Genomic DNA, 18,260 nt, shown 5'->3' on the forward strand with positions numbered 1-18,260 from the left:
CCCTTGCGCCCCCTCACCCCCCACACCCTCACCGACCCGGTTCGGCTCCGCCAGGAGCTCGAGCGGGTGCGGCGGCAGGGATATGCCTTGGTGGACCAGGAGCTCGAGCTCGGCCTCAGGTCGGTGGCGGTGCCGGTGAAAAGCGCCCGGGGCCGGGTGCTGGCGGCCATGAACGTGGGGGTGCAGGCCGGGCGGGTGAGCCGAGAGGAGCTTATGGAGCGGGTGCTGCCGGTGCTGCGCCGGGCCGCGGACTCGCTGGTGCCGCTTTTGGGGGTCTAGAGGTGGCTATGACGCGCTTTGCTAGGGTGAACGGTCTGGTTCTGCACTACCGGCTCGAGGGGGCCGGGCCCCCGGTGGTCTTCATCAACTCGCTGGGCAGCGACCTGCGCATCTGGGACGCCCAGGCCCAGGGGCTGACCCCCTACTTCCAGGTGCTGCGCTACGACAAGCGCGGCCACGGCCTCTCCGAGGCCCCGCCCCCGCCCTACACCCTGGCCGACCACACCCAGGATTTGAAGGCCCTGCTGGACCACCTGGCGCTGGAGCAGGTCAGCCTGGTGGGCATCTCGGTGGGGGGGCTGATTGCCCTCGACTTCGCCCGCACCTACCCCGAGCGCACCCGCGCCCTGGTCTTGATGGACACCGGGGCCCGCATCGGGAGCGTGGAGAGCTGGAACGAGCGCATCCGGGCCATCGGGGAGACCTCGCTGGCCGAGGTGGCCAAGGGGGTCATCGCCCGCTGGTTCACCCCGGCTTTCTTCCGGGAGCAGCCCGCCACGGCCCAGGGCTACTACCAGATGCTCGCGCGCACCCCGGTGGAGGGCTACATCGGCACCTGCGCGGCCCTGCGCGACGCCGACCTGCGCGGGGGGTTAGGGGCGGTGCGGGCCCCGGCCCTGGTGCTCTGCGGGGCCCAGGATCCCTCCACCCCTCCTTCCCTCTCGGAGGCCCTGGCCCAGGAGCTCAGGGCCCCCCTACGGCTCCTCGAGGGAGCCGCCCACCTGCCCTGCATTGAGCAGCCTGAGGCCACCCTGAGCGAGATTCGTGCGTTTTTGGAGGTCTACGGTGGACGATAGGTATGAACGCGGCCTAAAGAACCGCCGGGCGGTGCTGGGGGCGGCGTACGTAGCCCAGGCCCAGGCCCGCACCACCCCTTTTGACGCCGACTTCCAGCGCTTCATCACCGAGTACGCCTGGGGCGAGGTCTGGGGGCGGGAGGGGCTTTCGCGCAAAACCCGCCACCTCCTCACCCTGGCCCTGCTGGCGGCTTTGGGGCATGAGCACGAGCTGGAGATGCACCTTCGGGCTACCGCCCACACCGGGGTTAGCCCCGAGGAGGTGCGCGAGGTGTTCATGCAGGTCGCGGTCTACGCCGGCCTTCCGGCGGCCAACCGGGCCTTTGCGATTGCCAAGGAGGTCTTGAAGGAGGAGCTATGAGCCACCACGAGAGCCCAAGCCGTGTGCTGGACTGGAGCGTCCAGCCCCCCTACCTCTACAGCCCCTACGTGGCTACCGTGCGCCGGGCCCCGCACCACCCCCTCGTACCCCTGCCGGCCTCGCTCCTGGAGCGCACCGGCCCGGTCTACGGCGAGGGGGATATCGGGCCTTTGGACCACGACCTGACCAAGAACGCGGCCAAGAACGGCGAGCCTTTAGGGGAGCGGATCATCGTGACCGGCCGGGTGCTGGACGAGAGCGGCCGGGGGGTGCCGGGGGTTTTGGTGGAGATCTGGCAGGCCAACGCCGCCGGGCGCTACATCCACAAGAACGACCAGCACGACGCCCCCCTCGACCCCAACTTCGTGGGGGCCGGGCGCACCCTGACCGACGACCAGGGCTACTACCGCTTCATCACCATCAAGCCGGGGGCCTACCCCTGGCGCAACCACCACAACGCTTGGCGGCCCGCCCACATCCACTTTTCCCTGATTGGGCGCAACTTCAGCGAGCGGTTGGTGACCCAGATGTACTTCCCCGGCGACCCCTTGCTCAAGTACGACCCCATCTACCAGGGCATCCCCAACATCAAGGCCCGCGAGCGGCTCATCTCGAGCTTCGACCTCGAGACCACCCGCCCCGAGTGGGCCCTGGGCTACCGCTTTGACATCGTGCTGGCCGGCTACGACCGCACCTACTTCGAGGAGGACCACTGATGCGCCCCCAGTCGCCCAGCCAGACCGTGGGCCCCTTCTTCGCCTTCGCCCTGGTGCGCGAGGGGGGCAATGTTTTGGTGAACGAAAAGACCCAGGGCGAGCACATCCTCCTGCGCGGGCAGGTGCTCGACGGGGACGCTCAGCCGGTGGACGACGCCTTGGTAGAGATATGGCAGGCCGACGCCCAGGGCCGCTTCCGCCACCCCGCCGACCCCAACTACGCCCTGGCCGACCCCCACTTCCGTGGCTTTGGCCGCTCAGGCACCGCCTCGGGTGGTTTCTGGTTCCGCACCATCAAGCCCGGCCCGGTGCCCCCCAGCCCGGTGCCCTGCATTGCGGTCCGGGTCTTCGCCCGGGGGATGCTCATCCACGCGGTGAGCCGCATCTACTTCTCCGACCACGACAACCTCCAAGACCCCCTGTTCGCCAGCCTGGACCCAGAGCGCCGGGGAACCCTGGTGGCCGAGCGCCAGCTCACCCCTGCTGGGGTGGTCTACCACTGGGACATCCGGCTGCAAGGGCCGCGCGAGACGGTTTTCTTTGACCTCTAGTATGGCCTACCTACCCCAGGAAAGCAGGCTCTTTGGTCGGGTCTTCGGCGATGCGGAGATGGCCGCGCTGTTCTCGGACGAGCGGGGGCTTGGGGCGATGCTCGAGGTTGAAAGGGCCTTGGCCCAGGCCCAGGCCGAGCTGGGCCTGATTCCCCCGGAGGCCGCCCAAGCGATTGAGCAGGCCATCGCGGGCTTTACCCCCGACTGGGAGGCCCTGGCCCGGGCCACCGAGCGCGACGGGGTGCCGGTGGCCGGGCTGGTCTCGGCGCTGCGCCGGGCGGTGGGGGCCCCCTACGAGCGCTACCTGCACTACGGGGCCACCACCCAGGACATCCTGGACACCGCCTTGGTGTTGCGGCTGCGGGAGGCCCTGGCCCTTTTGGAGGGCCGCTTGCGCGGGGTGCTCCGCCACCTGCTAAAGCTGGCCCAGCGCCACCTCCAGACCCCCATGGCCGGGCGCACCCACGCCCAGCAGGCCCTGCCCATCCCCTTCGGCTTCAAGGTGGCAGGCTGGATGGCCCCGCTCCTGAGGCACCTGGAGCGGCTGGGGGAGCTCAGGGAGCGGCTTTTGGTGGTGCAGCTTGGGGGGGCGGTGGGCACCCTGGCGGCTTTGGGCGAGGACGGCCCCCGGGTGCAGGAGGCCCTGGCCCGGCGGCTGGGGCTGGGCCTGCCCCCCATCCCCTGGCACACCGCCCGCGACAACCTAGCCGAGCTGGCGGGCTGGCTCTCCTTGCTCAGCGGCAGCCTGGGCAAGATGGCCCAGGACATCCTGCTCCTGGCCCAAAGCGAGGTGGGCGAGGTGCGCGAGAGCGCCCAGGAGGGGCGGGGCGGCTCCTCCACCCTGCCGCAGAAGAGCAACCCGGTGCAAAGCGAGGTGGTGGTGGCCGCGGCCCGGGCCAACGCGGCGCTTTTGGCGGCGCTGCACCAGGCCCAGATCGCCGAGCACGAGCGGGCCACCCACGCCTGGCAGCTCGAGTGGCTCACCCTGCCCTCCATGTTCGCCCACACCGCCGCCGCGTTGAAGCAGGCCCTCGAGCTCTGCCAAAACCTGGTGGTGGACGAGGCGCGGATGCGGGCCAACCTGGCCGCCTCCCAGGGGCTTTTGCTGGCCGAGGCCTTGCAGTTCGCCCTGGCCCCCCACCTGGGGATGGAGCCAGCCAAGGCCCTCTTGCGCGAGGCGGTGCGGGTGGCCCGGGCCGAGGGGCGGCACCTGGTGGAGGTGGTGCGGGAGCGGGCCGAGGTGCCCCTCCCTTGGGACTCATTCCGGGAAGAAGCCTACCTGGGCGCCGGGCCGCACTTCGCCGCGCGGGTGCTGGCCTGGGCCCGGGATTTGCTTAGGGAGGAAGCTTGAGGAAGGTACCCCAGATTACCCCCGAAGAGGCCGCCGCCATGGTCAAGGACGGCGATGTGCTCCTGGTGGGCGGCTTTGGCATGACCGGCAACCCGGTGCACCTGCTGCACGCCCTGGCCGAGCGCCCGGTGAAGAACCTCGTCTACGTGGCCAACAACGTGGGCGAGGCCGGGCTGGGCGGGGGGCGGCTTTTGCGCAACGGGCAGATTAAAAAAGCCATCGGCTCCTACTTCACCTCCAACCCCGAGGCGGTGCAGGCCGCCTTGCGGGGGGAGCTCGAGGTCGAGCTCATACCTCAGGGTTCCCTGGCCGAGGCCCTGCGGGCCGGGGGGGCCGGGCTGGGCGGCTTCTATACCCCCACCGCTGCCGGCACCCTGCTGGCCAAGGGCCGCGAGACCCGGATTATCGGAGGTAAGGAGTACGTTTTCGTGGAGCCCATCCGGGGCAACGTGGCCTTTATCCGGGCCTGGAAGGCCGACACCGCGGGGAACCTGGTCTACCGCATGACCGAGCAGAACTTCAACAAGGCCATGGCCACCGCCGCCGACCTGGTGATTGCCGAGGTGGAGCAGATTGTGCCGGTGGGTGAGCTAGACCCCAACCACATCCACACCCCCGGCTGCTATGTGGACTACCTGGTGGAGGCCAAGATGACCCCGGAACTGCTGGGCTCCTCGGCCTCGGTAGAGGGGAGCAAAAAGGCCGACCCCAAGCGCCTGGCCATGGCCCGCCGGGCCCTGCAGGAGCTCAAGCCCGGCGATGTGGTCAACCTGGGCATCGGCATCCCCACCCTGGTCGCCGACCTGATTACCCCCGAGATGGGCATCATCCTGCATACCGAGAACGGGATGCTGGGGGTGGGCCCGGCCCCGGAGGAGGGGGGGGCCATGGACTACCCCGTCAACGCCGGCAAGATTCCCGTCACCGCCTTGCCTGGGGCCAGCTACTTCGACAGTGCCGACTCCTTCGCCATGATCCGCGGGGGGCACGTGGACGTGGCCATCATGGGCGGCCTGCAGGTGGACGAGGAGGCCAACCTGGCCAACTGGGCGGTGCCCGGCAAGCCCCTGCTGGGGGTGGGGGGTGCGATGGACCTGGCCTCGGGGGCCAAGCGGCTTATCATCACCATGACCCACACCAACCCCGACGGCTCCTCCAAAATTGTGCCCCGCTGCGACCTGCCCCTTACCGCAGTAGGTGCCGTTGATTTGGTCATCACCGAGCTGGCGGTCTTCGGCTACCCCGAGGGGCGGCTCACCCTTTTGGAGCTGATGCCCGGAGCCACCCTGGAGGAGGTGCGGGCCAAGACCGCGGCCCGGTTTGTGGAGGCGCTGGGCTGAGCCGTCGGTGCTAAGATGTCGGCTGGAGGCGGCTATGCGCGAGGTGTTCGTGGTGGCAGCAGTGCGCACCCCTATCGGTCGCTTCGGGGGAGCGCTCAGGGATTTTTCTCCCGTGGAGCTAGGGGCCCAGGCGATGAAGGGGGCCCTCGAGCAGGCTGGGCTGTCGGGGGCCGAGCTAGACCTGTACATCTTCGGCCAGGTTCTGCGGGCTGGGCATGGTCAACTTCCCCCCCGACAGGCTGCGCTTTTGGCCGGGATACCCAACACTGTGGACGGCTACGCGGTGGACATGGTCTGCGCCTCGGGCCTGCAGGCGGTGGCCAGCGGGGCCCTGGCCATCCGGGGGGGCGATGCCGAGCTGGTGCTGGTGGGGGGGATGGAGTCCATGTCCCAGGCGGGCTTCTACCTCTCCAGCCGGGCCCGCTGGGGCTACAAGTACCTGGCCGGGGCACCCGAGCAGCTTCAGGACATCCTCCAGCGCGACGGCCTTTCCGACCCTTTCAGCGGCGAGGCCATGGGCGAGCAGGCCGAGCGCCTGGCCGCCGATTTTGGGGTAGGCCGGACCGAGCTGGACGAGGTGGCCCTGGAGTCCCACCGGCGGGCCGCCCAGGCCCAGGAGTCCTGCTGGTTTAGCCGGGAGATTCGGCCCCTCGAGCTCAAGACCCGCAAGGGGGTAGAGCGGCTGGACCGGGACGAGGGGGTACGGCCCGACACCACCTTGGAGGCCCTCGCGGCCCTTCGGCCGGCTTTCCGCAAGGACGGCGTGCTTACCGCGGGCAATGCCTCGCAGATTTCCGATGGGGCTGCGGCCCTTTTGCTGGCCAGCCCTGAGGCGGTGGAGCGCTACGGCTTAAGGCCGCTGGCCCGGGTATTGGGGGGTAGCTGGGCGGCGGGCGAGCCCTGGCGCTTCCCCGAGGCTCCAGTACCAGCGGTGAAAAAACTCCTGGAAAAGCTCCGGCTTTCTATCGCCGACTTTGACCTCTTTGAGAACAACGAGGCTTTTGCCCTCAACAACATCCTCTTTCACCGCCTTCTGGGAGTGCCTATGGAGCGCCTGAATGTGCATGGCGGGGCCATCGCCTTGGGGCACCCCATAGGGGCTTCGGGGGCCCGCATCCTGGTTACGCTGGTTCACGCGCTGCGCACCCACAACAAGCTGCGCGGGCTGGCGGCCATCTGCCACGGTACGGGGGGCTCGGCGGCCCTGGCGGTGGAAGCGGTGGCCTAGACGGTCCAGCTCGGCACCAGCTCCTCTAGGCTCACCTCCTCAACGCTCCACTGGGCCTGAACCACCCGGTACTCGCCCTGGGCCGCGATGAACTCGGCGGCCTGGCGCAGCACGGTTTCTACCCAGACCCCGTCATAACCGATGAGGCTGAACCCCACCACTTCCCAGGCGTGGTCGTCCTGGCCAGCGAGCCGCGCTGCGGACACCGGAAAGCGGGCCCTGAGCTTCTCGATGGCCGGCTTTATAAGGGCCCGCTTCTCCTTGAGGCTCCTCACCCAGGGCATTTCCAAGCGCGCGGTATAGACCCCCAGGTAGGCTTTCATGCCTTGATTCTACGGGATAACTTCTCATCTTTTCGGGTTAGGCTTGGTTTCGTGAAGCGAATGGGTCTTTTTGGTATTGCTGTGCTCGGGCTTTTGGTGGGATGCTCGAGCGCCCCCCAGCCTAAGTTCCAGGCTTCCATCGGCACCTACAACGCGGGGGCAGGTGTGGTGGGCCGGGCCTACCTGCTGGTCCTCAGGCCTCAGCAACAGCCCGAGAGCATCACCGTGGAGGTGAGCGGCCCCGGCGGCTACAGCGAGACCCTGGTCCTCCAGAGCGCGCAGTCCCGCTCTACCTCAGGGGTCTGGTGGCAGGTTGGGTGGGATGGGGCCCGCTCCTTGCAGAGCGGACGCTACACCTTCACCACTACGCTTGACGGGAAGACCGAGCAGGTGGAGGTTGATGTGGACGCCAGCCTTTTCCTAACTCCTCCTAGTGTGACAGCGACGAACCCCAGCACGCAGGGCGTCGCGGTTTCCTGGACCGGGGTGGCTGGGGCCCAGGCCTATTTGGTGCGCCTGGTGGATCAGAATACCAACGCTGTGGTGGCCCGCAGCATGGTTTCCTCCCTGGGCGTCACGTTTAGCAACCTAAGCCTGAGCCCCGGCGGTTCCTACCGGGTAGAGGTCTATGCGGCCAGCGGCAACCTCGCCTTTGAGCCGCCCTTGGTGCCTTCTCAGTTCAACCTGGCCCTGGGGCAGACCACCTTCAACGTAGGTCCGTAACGGGTTTGTAACAAGGGGAGGGTAGGATAGGGCCGTCCTTTTGGAGGTGGGCGCTATGGGTTCTATTCCCCCTCTTCCCGGCATAGCTTCGAGGATGGTCGAGACCCCTCGGCTGCGGCAGCATGTTTTGCTGAAGGGCCCGCCTGAGGGTGTGCCGGTGCTTTTTGTTCACGGCAACGCCAGCAGCAGCACCTTTTGGGAGGAGACCATGCTGGCCCTGCCCGGGGGCTACCAGGCCATAGCCCCGGACCTGCGGGGCTACGGCGATACCGAGGACCAGCCAGTAGACGCCAGCCGGGGCTGCCGGGATTGGGTGGACGACCTGCTGGCCTTGATGGACGTCTTGGGCCATTCCCGCTTTCACCTGGTGGGCCACTCGTTGGGGGGCAGCGTGGTCTGGGCCTTGCTGGCCGTGGCCCCTGAGCGGGTGCTCACCGCAACGGTGGTGGCCCCTGGCTCCCCTTTTGGCTTCGGCGGTACCAAAGACCTGCAGGGCAGGCCCTGCGCCTCGGACTTTGCCGGTTCAGGGGCGGGCCTCGTGAACCCGGAGTTTGCCCGGCTTATGGCCGAAGGCTACCGAGGGGAAGACCACCCGGCCGCTCCGCGGGTGGTTATGAACCGCTTCTACTGGAAGCCGCCCTTCCGACACCCCCGCGAGGAGGCCCTGCTTTCGGGGGTTCTTTCGGAAAAGGTTGGGCCCAATAAGTACCCCGGGGACGCCTTGCCCTCGCCCTACTGGCCGGGGGTGGCCCCTGGCCGGTGGGGACCGGCCAATGCGCTCTCCCCTAAGTACGTGGGGGACACCGTGGAGAGGATGCTCCGGAGCCCTTCCAAGCCTCCTGTGCTTTGGGTGCGGGGCGCGGATGATGAGATTGTCTCCGACGCCAGCCTTTTTGAGCCGGGCAACCTAGGCCGGCTGGGGGTGGTGCCGGGCTGGCCTGGCGCCGAGGTCTACCCGCCTCAGCCCATGGTGGGGCAGACCCGCTATGTGCTGGAGCGCTATTCTGCGGCCGGGGGGTTTTACCAGGAGGAGGTTTTTCCCGATACCGGCCACTCCCCCCATATAGAGCGGCCAGCGTGGTTTGGCCGGCTGTTGCACACCCATTTGCAGCGGGTGGGCTAGGTGCCTCTGGAGCGCTTTGGGTGAGGAAGCTTAGGCTGTGGGCGAGGACTGGCCTTTTCTGGAAGAGGGCTTTTTTTCGTCCTGGGAACCTCCGGAGGCGATGGATGCCCTTTGGGCCCAGGGTTGGCGGCATTTTGGGACCTTCTTCTTCCGCTACAGCCGCCTGGGGGCCTACCGGGTGTTGCCCCTGCGGGTCCGGCTCTCGGCCTTCCGTATGCGCCGGAGCCAAAGGCGGGTCCTGCGGAAAAACCAAGACCTGCGGGTGGAGTGGCGTTCGGCCTTTGTGAACGAGGAGGTGGAGCGGCTCTTTGAGCGCCACAAGGCCCGTTTCCGGGAAAACCCTCCGAGGAGCATCCACAGCTTTCTCTCTCCAAATCCCGCCTGGGTTCCCTGTAGGGCCTACAGCCTTGTCCTGTACCACCGGGAAAAGCTGGTGGGAATTAGCTATTTGGACGAGGGCCGGGAGGCCACCTCGAGCGTCTACCAGTGCTTTGAACCGGAATACGCAGACCGCAGCCTGGGCATCTTCTTGATCTTGCTGTCCATCCTTCGCTCGCTGGAGTGGGGCAAGCGCTACTACTATCTGGGCTACGCCTACCTCGAGCCCTCCTTTTACGACTACAAGAAGCGCTTTTTGGGCCTCGAGGGCTACGACTGGAGACGCTGGTGCCCCTATACCCCGGAGGGCCTATAATGGGTCTGTGGCGCTCAAACCGGTTAAAAAGGGTCTGAGCCCAGAGACCTGGGCTAGCCTCAGGCCCTTTGGCCTGGGGTTGCAAAAACCCAACAACTTCGCCGAGGTCTTCCGGGCCATCGCTGAAAACCGCGACAACCTGGCCTACGCCTGGCGCATCCTGAGCCAGGGGGTCTGCGACGGTTGCGCCCTTGGGACGAGCGGCCTGCGGGACTGGACGATCTCGGGCCTCCACCTTTGCAACATCCGGCTTCGGCTTCTCCGGCTGAACACCATGGGGCCCCTGGATGGAAGCCTGCTGGCCGATGTGTCGGCGCTTAGGTCCAAGAGTTCTGCCGAGCTGCGGGCCTTGGGCCGCCTGCCCTATCCCCTCTACCGCCGCAAGGGGGAGCCGGGCTTTACCCGCATAAGCTGGGATGAGGCGCTGGACCGCATCGCCCTTCGGATGTGCAAGACTCCTCCGGAGAAGATGGGCTTCTACCTGACCAGCCGGGGCCTGCCCAACGAGACCTACTATGTGGTGCAGAAGGCGGTGCGGGCCTTGGGCTGCAACAACATAGACAACGCGGCTCGCATCTGCCACAGCCCGAGTACGGTGGCCCTCAAGGAGTCGCTTGGGGTGGCGGCCACCACCTGCAGCTACCGCGACCTGATCGGCACCGACCTGGTGGTGTTCTTGGGCTCCAACCCGGCGGTCAACCAGCCGGTGATGATGAAGTACCTGTACTACGCCAAGAAGGCCGGCACCCAGGTGGTCTGCGTGAACCCCTACCGCGAGCCGGCTATGGAGCGCTACTGGGTTCCCTCCGACCCTGAGAGCGCCTTCTTTGGGACCAAGATTGCCGACCGGTTCTTCCTAGTGGTCCCAGGGGGGGACGCGGCCTTTTTGGTGGGGGTCTTGCGGCACCTCATTGAGCAGGGCTGGCTGAACGAGCCCTTCATTGAGGCCCACACCACGGGGTTTGAGGCGGTGCGGGCCCAGGCTTTGGGGGCCGGGTGGGCGGAGCTCGAGCGGCTTTCGGGGGCGAGCCGCCAGGAGATGCTCGAGTTCGCCCTGCTGCTGGCCAAGGCAAAGCGGGCGGTGCTGGTCTGGAGCATGGGCCTCACCCAGCACACCCGGGGGGAGGAGGCTGTGCAGGCCGTCATCAACCTGGCCCTCAGCCGGGGCTACCTGGGGCGGGAGGGCTGCGGCCTGATGCCCATCCGGGGCCACTCTGGCGTGCAGGGTGGGGCCGAGATGGGGGCCTACGCCACGGTTTTTCCTGGGGGTGTGCCCATTGGGCCGCAAAGTGCCCAGGCCCTTTCCAGCCTTTGGGGCTTCTCGGTGCCGGACCACCCCGGCCTCACCGCCACGGAGATGCTCGAGGCCGGCCTGGAGGTTCTTTGGAGCATCGGGGGGAATTTCTTGGAAACCCTGCCCAGCCCGGCCCAGGCCGAGGCTTGCCTAGCCCGCATCCCCCTGCGGGTGCACCAGGACATCGTCCTTTCCTCCCAGATGTTGATAGAACCAGCCGAGGAGGTCTTTGTCCTCCCGGCCACCACCCGCTACGAGATTCCCGGGGGCTGCACCGAGACCAGCACCGAGCGGCGGGTCATCTTCAGCCCGGAAATCCCCGGCCCCCGCATCCCCGAGGCTCGCTGGGAGGGGCAGGTTTTTCAGGACTTGGTGGGCCGGATGTGTCCGCCCGAACGGGCTGAGAAGGTCCGCTTTGAGGGAACCCAGGCCGTGCGGGAGGAGATTGCCCGGGTAGTTCCGCTTTACGAGGGCATCCAGCGCCTCAAGGCCAAGGGGGAGGCCTTCCAATATGGTGGCCCCCACCTCTGCAAGGATGGGGTCTGCCCTACCCCAGACGGGAAGGCCCGCTTCCGGCCGGTAGACTTCTCGCAGGAGGGCCCGCCCGAGGGGGCCTTCCGTCTGGTCACAAGGAGGGGAAAACAGTTCAACAGCATGGTTCACGAGCCCACCGATCCGGTCAACGGCGCGCCTCGCGATGCGGTGCTGATGAGCCCGTCCGATCGGGAAAAGCTGGGCCTGAAGCCCGGCCAGCGGATCTGGCTGCACAACCGCTTTGGCACCTTTGCGGGCCGGGTCTTTGAGGCTCCGGTGCGCCCGGGTAGCCTGCAGGTGCACTGGCCGGAGGGAAATGTGCTGCTAAGCCCCAAAGAACGCTCTTCCAAGGCCAAGATTCCGGCCTACAAAGAGGCGTATGTCTACGTTCACCAAGAACCGCCCCAAAGCCAAGACCCCGACCACCTTGCTGCGGGTGGAGGGGGAGCGGGTCTACCCGAGGTCTGACTACCTGGCCACCGAGGAGCCGCTGGAGATTCGCTTGGTGGCGCAGGGGGGGGAGGGGCGCACCCTGGCGGTTACGATGCGCACCCCGGGCCACGACTTTGAGCTCGCCGCGGGTTTCTTGTTTGCCGAGGGGATCGTTTCCCGCAGGGAGGAGATACGTCGCATTAGCTACTGCGCACCGCGGGGTGAGCCTCAACAGTACAACGTGGTGAGCGTGGCCATAAACGCCCCCCACCTACCCGAGCTGACCTCCTTTGAGCGCCACTTCTTCACCCACTCGGCCTGTGGGGTCTGCGGCCGGGCCAGCCTGGAGAACCTCTACCGCCGCTACCGCCCTCTGCAAGACGGCCCGACGGTGCCGGCCCGTCTGCTGCTTGCCCTGCCGCAGAGGCTGCTGTCCCATCAGACCCTCTTCGGGGCTACCGGCGGGCTCCATGCAGCGGCCCTTTTTGACCCTGAAGGCGGCCTGCTGGCCTTGCGGGAGGACGTGGGCCGGCACAACGCCGTGGACAAGCTCCTGGGCTGGGCCTTGTTGGAGGGCCGGCTACCCTTGTCCGAGTGCTTGCTGCTGGTCAGCGGGCGGGCCAGTTTTGAACTGGTGCAGAAGGCCCTGGCCGCGGAGGTACCCATTCTGGTGGCCCTCTCGGCCCCCAGCAGCCTGGCGGTGGACCTGGCCCGGGCCTTCAACCTCACGCTGGCGGGCTTTTTGCGGTCGGGCTTCAACCTCTACGCTGCCCCAGAGCGGATCCGGGTTTGACACCTTGAATGGTGGCGAATTGACGGGCTGTTCGGCCCGAAAAGCCCCGGCCCTCTAGGGCAAAACGCAGTGCGGCCTGGCGGGTGGCCTCGTCTAGGGGCCGTCCTAGGATGTGGGCCACCGCCTCTAGGTAGAGCGGCTGGTCAAAGGGAGGGAAGGTGAGGACCAGGCCAAAGCGGTCGGCCAGGGCCAGCTTGTCCTGAAGGGTGTCCCAGGAGGCGGGCTCGGGGGCGTTGGGGTCGGGCCGGTCGCTCCACTGCTCCCGCACCAGGTTGCGCCGGTTGGAGGTGGCCACCACCAGCACGTTGGGGGGCCGTTCGTAGACTGCCCCTTCCAACAGGGCTTTGAGCTTGTGGAAGCGTTCGTCGTCGCTGCTAAAGGCAAGGTCGTCTAGGTAGAGCACGAAGCGGTAGGGGAGGGGGGCCAGGAGGGCCAGGAGCGCGGGGAGTTGCTCGAGGCTGTCGGGCAGCACCTCCACCAGCCGCAGCCCCCTCGGGCTGTACTCGGTGCGCAGGGCCTTGACTGCGGTGGATTTGCCCGAGCCTCGAGCCCCGTACAGAAGGACCGGGACCGCCTCTTTTCCTTCTAAAAACCCCTCCACGTGTTGCCGCAGGGCCTGGAGCTGCCGAGCGTAGCCCACCAGGTCGCTGAAGCGGGCCGGGTCGGGGTGGGGAACCGGTTCCATCTTCCGGTCGTAGAGGAAGGCGGTGTGCTGCGCGTATATTCCGTACCCGTGGGCCCGGTAAAGCGCTTGTAGTTCGCTGGCTGAGCCTCCTTGGAGCACCCTGAGGGCCGCCTGTTCGGCGGGGCTGGCCTCGCGCAAACCGAAGTCGGCAAAGGGGTAGCGCTGCTTAAGCTGGGCGAGTTCGTGCCGCAGCAGGGAGAGCTCCTGCTCAATCCAGTCGCCAAGCCCTGGCGTGAGGGGCTCGGTGAGCAGCCTTCGGGCCAGGTCCTCGGCGTACCAGAGGCGTTGGCAGAGGACCCAGGCCCAGGGTTCCCCCCGGGGGGGGTGGGCGTGGAAGAGCTCGGCGAGAGGGCTTTCGTGAAGGGGCGGAAAAAGCCGCATCGGGGGCTATTCTACCCTCATGGACCTAGTCGTTCAGGGTGAGGGGTTCGTCCTTGGGGGGGCCTTTCTCTTCAGCCTGGGAGAGCTTGGCCAGGGTGAGGGCCAGCACCTGTACCCCTCGAGCGATGTCCTCTGGGCTAGCGTACTCGTCCGGACGGTGGCTTATCCCTCCCCGGCAGGGGATGAAGAGCATGGCGGTGGGGGCGATGCGGGCCATGAACAAAGCGTCGTGGTAGGCCCGGCTCACCATCAGCTTGAAGCGCACCGAGGCTTCCCCACAGGCCTCCACCAGCGCCCTTAGGACCTCAGAGGCCGACTTGGCAGGGGGATCCATGTTGATGATCTCCACGCTGTAACGGATGTTCCGCCGGGTACAGACCTGTTCCACGCCTTGCAGGATGTTCCGAACCACCTGGTCGCGCCGGCTTTGCTCCACATCGCGCACGTCAATCTCCAGACGGACCCGGCTGGGCACGCTGTTGATGGCGTTGGGGTGGACCTCACAGAACCCGGTGGTGGCCACGGTGTTGATGCTGCCGCTGCCTCGAGCAAAAGCCTCCACCCCTAAGATGATTTCCGCAGCCGCGCAAAGGGCGTCCTTTCGGTCGGGCATTAGGACCGTGCCGGCGTGGCCCCCTTCGCCCTCCAGGACGACCCGCAACGAGGCCGGGGCGGCGATGGCGGTGACCACGCCGAGCGGCACCCCCTCCTGCTCCAGCACCGGTCCTTGCTCAATGTGCAGTTCTACAAAGGCGGCGTAGTGGTTCTCAGGCAGTCGAACCTCTTCCAGCGGCCCTGTGTAGCCCGCTTTTTGGCGCACCTCCTCTAGGCTGTTGCCCTCGCTGTCTTTGAGCGCCCGCAAGGCTTCCGGGCTCAGTGCGCCGCTCAGCGCCCGGCTGCCCAGGCAGCCGATGCCAAAGCGGGTGGGCTCCTCGGCGGTGAAGACCAGGAGCTCAATTGAGCGGTGCGGTTTGAAGCCGGCTTGCTGCAGCGCCCGGATGGCCTCCAGCCCCCCCAGCACCCCCACTGTTCCGTCGTACATGCCGGCGTAGGGGATGGCGTCAATGTGGGAGCCGGTGCCCACCGCCGGGAGCTCAGGGGCGTGGCCCTCCCAGCGGGCGAAGAGGTTGCCCAAGGGGTCCTCCCGCACCTTTAGGCCGGCCTCCTGGAAGAGCTCTTTTAAGTAGGCGCGGGCCTCGAGGTCGGGCTTGGTGAAGAGGATGCGGGTGATGGCCGGGGGAGGGGTGTCGGAGTAGCTGGCCAGATGCTCGAGCTCCCGCACAAGGCGTTCGGTGTTGACCTGGAGTTTTAGGGCCATAATGATTCCGTCCAATTTCAGAGCAGCTCCAGCGAGTGTCGGTTGACGTCCTTGTAAATGAGATATTTGCTCGGGCCCTTGCCTAGAGCGCCAAACCACTGCGGGCAGTAGGAGGCCATCCAGATGATATCCCCGGTCTGCACGGGGTACCACCGCTCGCCCAGGCGATAGACCCCACCCCCTTGCAGGAAGAGCAGGCCGTGCTCCATCACGTGGGTCTCCACCATGGGCAGGTGGGCCCCCGGTTCAAAGGTCATGGTGTTGACCGCCAGGTCAAAGGAGGGGTGGTCGGGCAGCAGCAGGCGCACCTGTAGGGCCTCGTCTCCCATCAGAGGGTTGGCGGCCACCTCTGGCTCAAAGCCCAGCACCAAGCCGGGTGGCTCAGCACCGGCCAGGGCCTGGTAGGGCTTTTCAAAGACCACCATCCGGCTTTCGGTATGGGCGGTGAAGCGGTGGGGGGTGTTGGCCGGGAGGTAGGCGTAGTGGTGGGCCTCTAGGGTGTGCTGGGCCCCAGCCACCTCGAGCCCCACCCGCCCTGAGAGGACGTAGGCGAACCGCTGGACGTCCAGCAGGGTCATCTCCCCGCTGCCCCCGGGTTGCATCTCCACCGTGTACATCTTGAAGCGGGCCCCCAGCTCCGGCGAGATGTGTACGATGCAGAGGGTGTTTGTCCAGCCTGGCAGGGGGGCCCGGATGAAGGTGTCGGGGGTCAGCAGGGCGTGGTCGGGGGCCACGTGGGTGCGGGTAAATCCTGTCAGGCTCATGGTTCCCTCGTGAGCAGGCGTACGCTGCTGGGCCTTCTTATCTTACCCTGAGCGTAGATGGCCTCGCCCCGCAGCCAGGTGCTCTCCACCACGCCCCGGAAGCTTCGGTGTAGGTAGGGGGAGAGGGCGTGGCGGTAGTGGAGGTCCTGGGGGGTCAGGGTGTGGCTTTGCTCCAGGTCAACCAGGGCGAAGTCGGCGTCGTAGCCTGGCTCGAGCCGGCCCTTTCGGGCCAGACCAAACCGCCGGGCGGGCCCTTCGGCCAGGAGGGCCGCAAGCCGCTCTAGGGAAAGGCCCCGCCTCTGCCAGCCCTCGGTCAGCAGCGCCGCCAGGGTGGACTGCACCCCGGCGATGCCCCCCCAAAGGGCGAAGAAGTCCTCCCCCTGCTTCATCTCCGGCGGGCTTGGGGAGTGGTCGGAGCCGATGAGGTCTATCGCGCCCTCCAGAACCTGGGCCCAAAGCCTTTCCTGCTCAGCCCTGGCCCGCAAAGGGGGGGCGCACTTGCCCACCGCCCCTAGCCGTTCCAGGTCGTCCTCGGTGAAGGTTAGGTAGTGGGGACAGGTCTCCAGGCTCACGTCCACCCCCCTGGCCCGGGCCTCGGCGGCCAAGGCCACCCCTGCTCCTGAGCTGATGTGCACGATGTGCAGCTTGCAGCCGGTTTCCTGGGCCAGCAGGAGAGCCCGTCCGATGGCTTCAAGCTCGGTGAATACCGGCCTCGAGGCCAGGTACTCCCGCCAGGAGGTGCCCAGGGCCCGGGCCTTTCGGGTGAGGTGGGCGGTGAGGGCCTCCGACTCGGCGTGCACCGCTACCGGCAGCCCAAGCTGGGCCGCGATGCGCATCCCTTCGTAGAGGGTGGCGTCGTCGCAAACAGGGAATTCCGGGAGGCCCGAGTTGCACATGAAGGCCTTGAAGCCGATGGCCCCCCGCTCGGCCAGCTCGGGCAAGCGCTCGAGGTTCTGCGGGGTCAGGCCGCCCCACAGCGCGAAGTCGGTGTGCGATTGGGACCGCATGGCGGAGAGCTTGAGGTCAAAGGAAGGGCCGTCTAGGGTGCAGGGCAGCGAGTTGAGGGGCATGTCAAAAAAGGCCGTACCTCCCCCTGCGGCCAAGGCCGCGCTGCCGGTAGCGATGCCCTCCCAGTGGGCCTGGCCGGGCTCGTTGAAGTGGACGTGGACGTCTATCAGCCCGGGAAAGACGTGAAGCCCCTGGGCAGATACTTCCTGCCGGGCCGACTCGGTAATTTCCGGAGCGATGACCGCTATTCGTCCACCCTCTACCCCTAGGTCGGCTTGCTGCAGGCCCTCGGGGGTGACCAGGGTTCCGCCGCGCACGATGAGATCAAGCATACTCGCCTCCCAACCGCCGCAGGAAGTGGAGCCCCACCCGCAACGCGGCCGCGACGTCCTGGGGCCAGACCGACTCCTCGGGATGGTGCGAAAGCCCCCTTGGGCTGCGCAGGAAGAGCATGGCCACGGGGCATAAGGAGGCCATGACCATAGCGTCGTGGCCGGCGCCGGAGACCATCCGGTACGGGGGGTAGCCCTGGGCCTCCACCGCCTGGGCTAGCGCTTCACGCAGTTGGGGGTCGCAGGGCACCGCAGGCTGCTCGTGCAGGGTTTGGTAAGCCAGCTCCAGCCCCCGCCGCAGTGCGACTTGCTGGGCCCGGCCGACCAGATGGGCCACCGCGTGGGCCCTCACCTGGTCGTCGGCGTGCCGAACGTCCAGGCTAAGCCGCACCTCACCTGGAATCACGTTGGCCACCCCGGGCAGAGCCGCAATTCTGCCCACCGTGGCCACCAGCCCCGGCGTTTCCCGGGCCTCCCGCTCCACCCAGGTAATCCACTCGGCTGCCCCGGCCAAGGCATCGCGCCGTAGGGGCATGGGGGTGGTTCCGGCGTGGCCGGCCTGGCCGAGGAAGCTGAGCTCGAGCCGACTCTGCCCCACAATCGCCTCCACCACCCCCAGCGGGTACCCCAGGCTTTCCAGGACCGGCCCCTGCTCAATGTGGAACTCCAGGTAGCCCCGAACCCGGTGGGGCTGGTAGGCGGCCTGGGGAATCTGGCCGGGGTCAAGCCCAAAGGCCCTGATGGCCTCGGCCAGGCTTAGCCCCTGGGCGTCCTTGCGTTCCAGGAGCCCGGCCTCAAAGCGCCCTGCTGCCGCCTTGCTGCCCAGGAAGGGGACCCCAAAGCGTACCCCTTCCTCCTCGGAAAAGGCGATGACCTCCAGGGCCCAAGGGAGCCGCTCACCCCCTAGGGCCTCCACCAGGGCCAAGGCCAGCACCACCCCCAGCACCCCGTCGTAGGGCCCGGCGTCCCGTACGGTGTCCACATGGGAGCCGAGCAGGAACAGGGGGGCATCGGGCTTTTGGCCTGGGTAGCGGCCGATCAGGTTGCCCACTGCGTCTATTCGGACCTCCATGCCCAGGGCCTCCATCCAGCCCGCGAGCATCCGGTGCGCCTCCCGCATGGCGGGGCAGAGGAAGGTGCGGGTCAGGCGGCCCTCCTCCTCGGAGAGGCGCGCTAGGGCCCCACACCGCTCAACGACCTTTTGGGCGAGGGTCTGCAGGTCTGCCTCCATGG

General features: G+C 67.4%; 19 protein-coding genes. 13 read left to right on the top strand and 6 right to left on the bottom strand.

Annotated elements, in window-relative coordinates:
- From Mlute_RS02330 to Mlute_RS02365, 8 genes are all read left to right on the top strand, one after another.
- Positions 1-279 (top strand): IclR family transcriptional regulator domain-containing protein (locus Mlute_RS02330; RefSeq protein WP_281270825.1); only part of this gene is annotated, 279 nt, incomplete at its 5' end.
- 8 nt (positions 280-287) lie between these two features.
- Positions 288-1,076 carry a 3-oxoadipate enol-lactonase gene (pcaD, locus tag Mlute_RS02335; RefSeq protein ID WP_119359150.1) on the top strand — a complete coding sequence of 263 codons (789 nt, stop codon included), beginning with the start codon at positions 288-290 and terminating at the stop codon, positions 1,074-1,076.
- Positions 1,066-1,437, top strand: a complete 372-nt coding sequence (pcaC, locus tag Mlute_RS02340) for a 4-carboxymuconolactone decarboxylase (protein ID WP_119359151.1) — start codon at positions 1,066-1,068, stop codon at positions 1,435-1,437. The genes pcaD and pcaC overlap by 11 nt, the downstream gene beginning before the upstream one ends.
- Complete coding sequence (gene pcaH / locus Mlute_RS02345) at positions 1,434-2,153, top strand: protocatechuate 3,4-dioxygenase subunit beta (protein ID WP_119359152.1); 720 nt, start codon at positions 1,434-1,436, stop codon at positions 2,151-2,153. Before pcaC ends, pcaH begins: the two co-directional genes overlap by 4 nt.
- Complete coding sequence (gene pcaG, locus Mlute_RS02350; RefSeq protein WP_119359153.1) at positions 2,153-2,704, top strand: protocatechuate 3,4-dioxygenase subunit alpha; 552 nt, start codon at positions 2,153-2,155, stop codon at positions 2,702-2,704. The genes pcaH and pcaG overlap by 1 nt, the downstream gene beginning before the upstream one ends.
- A 1-nt stretch (position 2,705) precedes the next feature.
- Entirely contained in the window at positions 2,706-4,055 is a 1,350-nt protein-coding gene (gene pcaB / locus Mlute_RS02355) for a 3-carboxy-cis,cis-muconate cycloisomerase (RefSeq protein WP_119359154.1), read from the top strand.
- Positions 4,052-5,395: a 3-oxoacid CoA-transferase gene (locus Mlute_RS16400; protein ID WP_119359155.1), complete on the top strand. Its 1,344-nt coding sequence runs from the start codon at positions 4,052-4,054 to the stop codon at positions 5,393-5,395. Before pcaB ends, Mlute_RS16400 begins: the two co-directional genes overlap by 4 nt.
- A gap of 34 nt (positions 5,396-5,429) precedes the next feature.
- Complete coding sequence (locus Mlute_RS02365) at positions 5,430-6,623, top strand: thiolase family protein (protein WP_119359156.1); 1,194 nt, start codon at positions 5,430-5,432, stop codon at positions 6,621-6,623.
- Here Mlute_RS02365 and Mlute_RS02370 read toward each other — a convergent pair.
- Complete coding sequence (locus tag Mlute_RS02370) at positions 6,620-6,946, bottom strand: DUF503 domain-containing protein (protein ID WP_119359157.1); 327 nt, start codon at positions 6,944-6,946, stop codon at positions 6,620-6,622. The two genes, Mlute_RS02365 and Mlute_RS02370, sit on opposite strands and share 4 nt — an antisense overlap.
- Positions 6,947-7,006: 60 nt before the next feature.
- Here Mlute_RS02370 and Mlute_RS02375 point away from each other — a divergent pair, with 60 nt between their 5' ends.
- The 5 genes from Mlute_RS02375 to fdhD all read left to right on the top strand — a co-directional run bounded on the left by Mlute_RS02375 (position 7,007) and on the right by fdhD (position 12,539).
- Positions 7,007-7,669: a fibronectin type III domain-containing protein gene (locus Mlute_RS02375; RefSeq protein WP_245958822.1), complete on the top strand. Its 663-nt coding sequence runs from the start codon at positions 7,007-7,009 to the stop codon at positions 7,667-7,669.
- Positions 7,670-7,763: 94 nt separating this feature from the next.
- Positions 7,764-8,792, top strand: coding sequence for an alpha/beta hydrolase (locus tag Mlute_RS02380; protein ID WP_245958816.1), 1,029 nt, complete (start codon positions 7,764-7,766; stop codon positions 8,790-8,792).
- A gap of 100 nt (positions 8,793-8,892) precedes the next feature.
- Entirely contained in the window at positions 8,893-9,486 is a 594-nt protein-coding gene (locus tag Mlute_RS02385; RefSeq protein ID WP_119359190.1) for a GNAT family N-acetyltransferase, read from the top strand.
- 7 nt (positions 9,487-9,493) lie between these two features.
- Positions 9,494-11,782, top strand: coding sequence for an FdhF/YdeP family oxidoreductase (locus Mlute_RS02390; RefSeq protein WP_119359159.1), 2,289 nt, complete (start codon positions 9,494-9,496; stop codon positions 11,780-11,782).
- On the top strand, positions 11,694-12,539 hold the full coding sequence (gene fdhD / locus Mlute_RS02395) for a formate dehydrogenase accessory sulfurtransferase FdhD (protein WP_119359160.1): 846 nt from the start codon (positions 11,694-11,696) through the stop codon (positions 12,537-12,539). Before Mlute_RS02390 ends, fdhD begins: the two co-directional genes overlap by 89 nt.
- Here fdhD and Mlute_RS02400 read toward each other — a convergent pair.
- From Mlute_RS02400 to Mlute_RS02420, 5 genes are read right to left on the bottom strand one after another with little or no spacing between them, the layout of a single operon-like run.
- Positions 12,502-13,605: a DUF815 domain-containing protein gene (locus Mlute_RS02400; RefSeq protein WP_119359161.1), complete on the bottom strand. Its 1,104-nt coding sequence runs from the start codon at positions 13,603-13,605 to the stop codon at positions 12,502-12,504. The two genes, fdhD and Mlute_RS02400, sit on opposite strands and share 38 nt — an antisense overlap.
- Before the next feature lie 25 nt (positions 13,606-13,630).
- Positions 13,631-14,938, bottom strand: a complete 1,308-nt coding sequence (locus Mlute_RS02405) for a M20 family metallo-hydrolase (RefSeq protein ID WP_245958817.1) — start codon at positions 14,936-14,938, stop codon at positions 13,631-13,633.
- 2 nt (positions 14,939-14,940) lie between these two features.
- Positions 14,941-15,687 (bottom strand): (S)-ureidoglycine aminohydrolase, encoded by a 747-nt coding sequence (gene allE, locus Mlute_RS02410; RefSeq protein WP_119359163.1) that lies wholly within the window; start codon positions 15,685-15,687, stop codon positions 14,941-14,943.
- The gene (locus tag Mlute_RS02415; RefSeq protein WP_119359164.1) at positions 15,684-17,027 is read right to left on the bottom strand and encodes an allantoinase; all 1,344 of its coding nucleotides are present in this window, start codon (positions 17,025-17,027) and stop codon (positions 15,684-15,686) included. Before Mlute_RS02415 ends, allE begins: the two co-directional genes overlap by 4 nt.
- Positions 17,020-18,258: an allantoate amidohydrolase gene (locus tag Mlute_RS02420; RefSeq protein WP_119359165.1), complete on the bottom strand. Its 1,239-nt coding sequence runs from the start codon at positions 18,256-18,258 to the stop codon at positions 17,020-17,022. Before Mlute_RS02420 ends, Mlute_RS02415 begins: the two co-directional genes overlap by 8 nt.
- Positions 18,259-18,260: the final 2 nt, after the last annotated feature.

The sequence above is a fragment of the Meiothermus luteus genome, assembly GCF_003574085.1.
Lineage (GTDB): Bacteria > Deinococcota > Deinococci > Deinococcales > Thermaceae > Meiothermus > Meiothermus luteus.